The 6,385-nt window shown below is 43.3% G+C and carries 7 protein-coding genes; 2 read left to right on the top strand and 5 right to left on the bottom strand.

From position 1 onward, the window contains the following. Positions 1-45: 45 nt before the first annotated feature. The 5 genes from hemN to AB4138_RS15215 form a co-directional block, all read right to left on the bottom strand. A complete protein-coding gene (hemN, locus tag AB4138_RS15235; protein ID WP_017070103.1) occupies positions 46-1,437 on the bottom strand; it encodes an oxygen-independent coproporphyrinogen III oxidase in 1,392 nt (463 codons plus the stop codon). Between the two features lie 284 nt (positions 1,438-1,721). Next, entirely contained in the window at positions 1,722-2,210 is a 489-nt protein-coding gene (locus AB4138_RS15230; protein WP_017060164.1) for a DUF2489 domain-containing protein, read from the bottom strand. Between the two features lie 6 nt (positions 2,211-2,216). Beyond that, the gene (gene yihI, locus AB4138_RS15225; RefSeq protein ID WP_017060163.1) at positions 2,217-2,774 is read right to left on the bottom strand and encodes a Der GTPase-activating protein YihI; all 558 of its coding nucleotides are present in this window, start codon (positions 2,772-2,774) and stop codon (positions 2,217-2,219) included. Continuing rightward, the gene (locus tag AB4138_RS15220) at positions 2,774-3,412 is read right to left on the bottom strand and encodes a class I SAM-dependent methyltransferase (RefSeq protein WP_010433503.1); all 639 of its coding nucleotides are present in this window, start codon (positions 3,410-3,412) and stop codon (positions 2,774-2,776) included. The genes yihI and AB4138_RS15220 overlap by 1 nt, the downstream gene beginning before the upstream one ends. Positions 3,413-3,969: 557 nt before the next feature. Next, the gene (locus AB4138_RS15215; RefSeq protein ID WP_012602993.1) at positions 3,970-4,587 is read right to left on the bottom strand and encodes a cytochrome c; all 618 of its coding nucleotides are present in this window, start codon (positions 4,585-4,587) and stop codon (positions 3,970-3,972) included. 148 nt (positions 4,588-4,735) lie between these two features. Between AB4138_RS15215 and yihA the strand changes: the two genes are divergently transcribed. Continuing rightward, the gene (gene yihA, locus AB4138_RS15210; RefSeq protein WP_017060162.1) at positions 4,736-5,395 is read left to right on the top strand and encodes a ribosome biogenesis GTP-binding protein YihA/YsxC; all 660 of its coding nucleotides are present in this window, start codon (positions 4,736-4,738) and stop codon (positions 5,393-5,395) included. Positions 5,396-5,613: 218 nt separating this feature from the next. Continuing rightward, positions 5,614-6,219 (top strand): GTP-binding protein, encoded by a 606-nt coding sequence (locus AB4138_RS15205; protein ID WP_102428481.1) that lies wholly within the window; start codon positions 5,614-5,616, stop codon positions 6,217-6,219. Positions 6,220-6,385: the final 166 nt, after the last annotated feature.

The raw sequence follows: 6,385 nt of genomic DNA, 5'->3' as shown, positions 1-6,385 counted from the left end.
AGCCGCGATGAACCATTTTTTATTGTTCTATTCTCTATCGAGCGATTAGATAACGCGAGAGAATTGCTGCTGGCGAGCCTTTGCACGTAAGTATTTATCAAAACACATACAGATGTTACGGATCAGCAAGCGGCCACGCAGAGTAACGCGGATTTCTTTGTCATCGACTTCAACCAAATCATCGTTGATGAAGGTTTGTAGAAGCTCTAAATCTTCTTTGAAGTAGCGATTAAAGTTAACCGAGAACTCAGATTCGATCATTGTTTTATCAAGCTTGAAGTTACAAATCAGCTGCTTGATCACTTCACGACGTAGAAGGTCGTCACTGTCTAGAGCAACACCTTTCCAAAGTGCATGACGCAGGTCATTCACCTGAGCGTAGTACTTCTTCAGCTCTTTCTGATTTTGTGCGTAAGCATCACCAACCATAGAAATCGCAGAAACACCGAAACCAATTAAGTCAGCTTCACCTTGGGTGGTGTAGCCTTGGAAGTTACGATGCAGAATACCTTCACGCTGTGCTACGGCTAGCTCATCTTCAGGTAGTGCGAAGTGATCCATACCAATGAACTGGTAACCCGCTCCCGTTAGCGTCTCGATGGTATCTTGCAAGATAGCCATTTTCTCTTTCGCTTCAGGTAGATCTTCGTCTTTAATCTTACGCTGCGCCGCAAACAGCTGAGGCATGTGTGCGTAGTTAAATACCGATAAACGGCCCGGCTTCATTTCTAACACTTGCTTCAATGTTTCAGCGAACAAAGCTTGAGTCTGCTTTGGTAGGCCGTAGATCAAATCCAGATTAGTTGAACGGAAGCCTAGCTCTTTCGCTCGTTTAACCATCGCAATGATGAACTCTTCATCTTGCTCACGGTTAACCAGTTTCTGCACTTCTTTATTGAAGTCTTGCACGCCAATGCTCAGGCGGTTGAAGCCTTCGTTACGCAGGTGGTCAAGTACGTCTAGCTCAATCTCACGCGGGTCAACTTCAATACTGATTTCAGCGTCAGCGGTGAAGTTAAACTCTTCACGCAAAATACTCATCAAACGAGTGATTTGTGTTTTGGTCAAGAACGTTGGCGTACCACCACCGAAGTGCAATTGCGTCACTTCACGGCCATTCAATAAAGAGGCGCGTTGGCGGATTTCATGTTCAATCACATCAAGGTACTCATCCGCTTTATGCGAGTGACGAGTAATGACTTTATTACAACCACAGTAGTAACAAAGCTTGTGGCAGAACGGGATATGCACGTAAAGAGAGAGTGGACGCTCAGGATATTGAGTACACGCCATGTCGTAATCAGCGACGGTAAACGCTTCATGAAACTCCAACGCAGTTGGGTATGAGGTGTAACGAGGTCCCGAATAGTTGTACTTGTTTAAGATCTCTTGATCCCAAACGATTTGCTGATTCGTTGTTACTGGCTTGCTCGACATAGCGGTATTTCCAATTTAGATCCGCGAGAACCTAAGGTCTCTCAAATCATTTTACATACATTAAAATATAGACGGGTTATTTTGCCACACGACCTGTAAGGTCGTTCCAAGACAAAATCAATTTTTTAGACAAAAACTCAGAACTGCTAGCTTGATCACTAACAAAGCGTCGGGATTAACGAGACGCAAAAGGTAAGAAGGCTCATTTAACACTATCTATAAAGATAAGGTGTCTCAAGAACACCCTGTATTAAACAAGCCTCTATTTTAAATAGTCTTAGCGACTAGATCATCTGAATGTTGATTTGGTTGTTGAGAGGTTTAACCTTCTCTTGCAACCTTTTCAGATCTTCAATGACCGCATCATTCAAGCGAGTCTCTGCCTTATGGCGCGTGAGATTCTGCTGCATGCGCTCTTTCTTCGTCAGTTCCTGTCTTGCCTCTCCGCGAGCCATATCTTTTACGATATGGTACAGCTCAGAAAGAGCAGGATACTCAGAATCAAAATCGACACGCTCATCACCCTGAACATTATCCATAATGATACACACTCGGATACTGATCTCAGGTAAGTCACATTGCCCTTGAATGCCCGCTAAGCACAAAGTATTTACGTTTTCGTAAATCGTCGCGTTGCGTTTTTCAATGGCTAGTGCTTGATGCTGCTTTTGCAACTCCGTCTGCTTCTTCACTTGAAGTAGAAGGTAACCTGCGTAAGAGCCCAAGCCGAGAATGATAATTCCACCAGCAATTGCTAATAAGGTTACGTTCACTGGCTATTAACCTTTAAAGCTGTCTAAATCGAAATCTTCGAATTGAGATAGCAAGTCTTCGTCAGAGCTCGCTTTCTTCTTAGAGGCAACCGGTGCTTCTTCGAAGATCTCTTCTTCATCGTCTTCTGGCTCTAGTAGACCTAAGCGTCCCATTAGGTGTTCGATACGATCAAGTTTCTCATCAACAAACTTCTGTAGACCAGCACCTAGGTTTTCACCATTTTCGATACGATCTAGGAGTGTGTTCAGTTGAGCGTCATTCTCAAGCATCTCTAACTCTTGTTCGTTAGATAGCTTGCGCTCTTGTTTAGTCGGCTTCTTCGCTGGTTCAACGATCAGCGGAATTTTTTTCTTGCTGCCTAAACGTGGATCACGAGCTTGTGCAGCTTTACGCTGTTTTGCTTCGCTACCATCTGAGTGACGGCTGCCAGACTTAAGGCCTTTACGCTTTTTAACACGCTTACGTTCACGACCTTCAACATCAGATTCACTACGGTTACGAGTAACCATAGGCTCCGGAGCGCCAAGTGCTCCCGGCTTTCTTGATTTCTTACTACGACCCATTACTGCACTTTCCTCAGTAAAATTACATCATTTCCAAAAAATTCTAGTTCGAGCTTATCCCGCTCTGCCAAAAACTGGAATGTTTGACGACTAAAGAAGACGACATGTGTCGGGTCATTCTTGTAGTGCCAACCAGCAAACGCGTCTACGTCTATTACTAGTTTAGTCATAAGACCAATCCAGCCCTTGGGTTTAACTAAATTCAACCATTGCTGCCACACTTTGTCTGGGTGATAAAGATGCTCTATCACCTCCGTGGCAGTCATAAAGTCATACGTTTTTTCCAACACAGAGGGTTCTGGGTGGTAATAGATATCGTACAACTCCATGGTGTGTCCGGCTTCTTCTAACATAATAGATAGCGTAGGGCCTGGGCCACAACCAAAATCCAACCCGTGTGAGTTAGATGAAATTTTGTCTGTTAGTGGATCCGCGATGCGAGATAAAAAGCGGCGATAGCCTGCATCACTAGGATCGTTCTCATGGAGATCATAGTGTGCTTTTTCTTCTTTTGCTTCTAACCTTTGTTCAGGTTTAACAAATACCAGTTCACATTGCTGACACTGCAGATAGGCTCTGCGTTTGTCTTCAAAATAGTGATTCACGCCTTGGTGATGGCATAAGGGACAAGTATACATAGCACATCCTTAAACAGGGATGCGAAACATACCAGAAACTGAGTTTATAGTGGAGAGGTATTGGGTGTTTTTTCATCAAATCAATAAAAAAAGCGATAGGAAAACCTATCGCTCTCTAAATCTGCCTATATCGGCCAAAATTTGCATACTCAACTTGGTACACAAATCTCCATTTGTTATTGGTGCTTTCCATGCCAAATTTGTTTGTTGTTCATCGTCCTGATGAGTTTTGGCTATCCTTTTCTAACACCTTGTTGCTGGGCTGTCCTAGCCTGATCCATTTCTGTCTATACCGTTAGACTAGATGATCATCCATATCTAAGTCAGCTCCTAGCTGATGGCGGTTACTTTACCGTGTTACAAAAAGACTACAAGAGTGCGACTTCACACTTTTGTACACAAATCGATCACACATTGATAAATCAGACATAAACACAAAACGCATTAATAAAACCAATACAAAAGAAAACGCCCCGACCATTACTGATCGGGGCGTCTCTTCAATCTCGCTCGAACGTACATTCCTTTACTCTGGCTAAGAGCAAGAAACCGACAAATTAGTGTAAACCACCAACGTACTTCGATAAGGTATCAATATCAGCGTCTGTTAACTTTTTAGCTACATCACGCATCATCGCATTCATGTCGTTATTACGGTCACCATCGCGGAATTTTTCAAGTTGAGCCTTGATGTAATCTGCGTGCTGACCTGAAATCTTAGGGAAACCAGAAAGTTCGGTACCATTACCACGAGGGCCATGACAAGCAATACACGCCGTTACGCCGCGTTCTGCGTTACCCGCTGTGTAAAGAACCTTACCTTCATCTACTACATTTTCAGGAGTAGAGTTACTAGAGATAGGTAGAGAGGCGTAGTATGCCGCTAGGTCAGCCATATCTTCTTCAGATAAAGGCATCGCCATTGCACCCATTACAGGTTCGTAACGACCTTGCTTACCACCACTTGTCATACCTAGCTTAAGCTCTTTTAACTGCTTCTCTAGATACTTCTCATGTTGACCAGCCAGCTTAGGGTACTGAGTGATCAGGCTGTTGCCGTCAGCACCGTGGCAGGCAACACATGTTTGTGATTTGGCTTTACCAGCTTCAATACTACCTTGAGCCCATACTGAGCAGCTGGCTAAAAGACTCAAAATTAGCGCTAATTTCTTCATGACATTCCATTATAATTATCAAGCTTCCAGTACCACTCTATGTTGCCACTCATGGTACAATAGGCGACCTTATGCCGAGCACGGTTATTTTACACAAATTCACAAAAAAGTAATCAATCGACTACACAAAGTCGAGATGGAGTTAACAGTGAGCGTAAAAATTCATTATCAAAACACGCATTTCATTACCAGTGCACCTGATATTCGTCATTTACCAGAAGACGAAGGGATCGAAATTGCGTTTGCAGGACGCTCCAATGCTGGTAAATCTAGCGCGCTAAATCGCGTTACAAACCAAAAAAGCTTGGCGAAAACCAGTAAAACACCCGGTCGAACTCAGCTAATCAACCTATTTAAGGTAACGGACGGTTGTCATATCGTCGATTTACCTGGATATGGCTTTGCTCAAGTACCACTTGAGATGAAGAAAAAATGGCAGAAGTCGCTAGGTGAATACCTACAACGACGTGAAAGCCTGAAAGGTTTAGTGGTATTGATGGATATCCGTCACCCAATGAAAGACCTTGACCAACAAATGATCTACTGGGCTATCGATAGCCGCATCCCAGTACAGGTTTTGTTAACAAAAGCAGACAAACTGAAAAGTGGTGCGCGTAAAGCACAGCTACTGAAAATCCGTAACGATGCAAAATCTTTCGGTGGTGATGTTGCGGTTGATGTCTTCTCTTCAATGAAGGGCATCGGCGTTGACCAACTGCGTGCCAAGATGGATGAGTGGTTTGCGCCTGCGCTTGCTGATCAAATCATTGATGAGTTAGCAGACGAAGAGCACAACGACTCAGAGTAGTTCCTCTACTTATCGCTATAGGTTAGAGCACTTACAACACGTGATTTAGCCTTATCAATGCCCCCCCTTATATAGGTGGGGTATTTTTTTGCCCAAAAATGAGTGAGTTAAGCATAAGTTTTTAGTGTTAAAAATCGGATTTAGCCACTAAAACCAATAGAAGTGAACCATACTAAAAGACACATCTAAATAATCAGAACAATGAGAAAGGAATACTCATGTGGAAAACACCATTGGCCATCATTGCACTTATGTTGGTCTCACTGACAGGGTTTGCCTCTGAAGCAGAACAAGAACAAGAACAAGCCCCACTGATCAATGTCGATATGACCTTAGACCTCGATGGCATGGAAAAGTACGCCCAAGACGCGAGTGAGTCTCTTGAGGTGATATCGCAATCTTTGCAAGCGATAGTCAACAACCCCAACCTAAGCGACGACCAGCAACAAGCCCTCAATCAAACGGTTGAAAGTATCAATAAGCTTGCGAGCTCCACCAAGACATCACTCAATCAACTGCCACAAGCCTTAGACCAATCTCGACTCGCCTTTAAACAAACCAGTCAAATGCTGTTGGATGATATTCAGACCAAGATCATCATTGCGCTGGCGGCCGTTATCGCCGTCATTATTATCGCTTTGACCGCTATCTATCTGCTTATCCTGAAACCCATGCAGCAAACCTTGGTAAAAGCGACCAACAATATCTCTTCGATGGCACAATCCATCCAGATCACCGCCGAAGCACTGAAATACAGCACCGAGAAACAACAGAAAATCATGGATTACATTGAGCATTCACCGACTCAATACACTGATAAATAAGGCGTGATCCATCAATCCTTTATCGATAACTTGTAAAATAAAAGTTATTTCAAGTGATAAAACAATCGACTTAGAGACGGATTTAAATTACCAAAAGCTGATCGAATTTCAGATCTAAGGCAAATCAGGGGTTTATCACTGTGCTTGAGAAAGTGTAATAAAAGGC

This window comes from Vibrio sp. 10N.286.52.C3 (assembly GCF_041468865.1).
In the GTDB taxonomy this organism is placed as follows: Bacteria; Pseudomonadota; Gammaproteobacteria; order Enterobacterales; family Vibrionaceae; genus Vibrio; species Vibrio crassostreae_C.
This window is presented reverse-complemented; position numbering and strand designations above follow the sequence as displayed.

Excerpts from the sequence above, each read along its gene's own strand:
- yihI (WP_017060163.1), bottom strand. The coding sequence starts at position 2,774 with ATGGGTCGTAGTAAGAAATCAAGAAAGCCGGGAGCACTTGGCGCTCCG.
- AB4138_RS15205 (WP_102428481.1), top strand. The coding sequence starts at position 5,614 with ATGTGGAAAACACCATTGGCCATCATTGCACTTATGTTGGTCTCACTG.
- hemN (WP_017070103.1), bottom strand. The coding sequence starts at position 1,437 with ATGTCGAGCAAGCCAGTAACAACGAATCAGCAAATCGTTTGGGATCAA.
- AB4138_RS15220 (WP_010433503.1), bottom strand. The coding sequence starts at position 3,412 with ATGTATACTTGTCCCTTATGCCATCACCAAGGCGTGAATCACTATTTT.
- AB4138_RS15215 (WP_012602993.1), bottom strand. The coding sequence starts at position 4,587 with ATGAAGAAATTAGCGCTAATTTTGAGTCTTTTAGCCAGCTGCTCAGTA.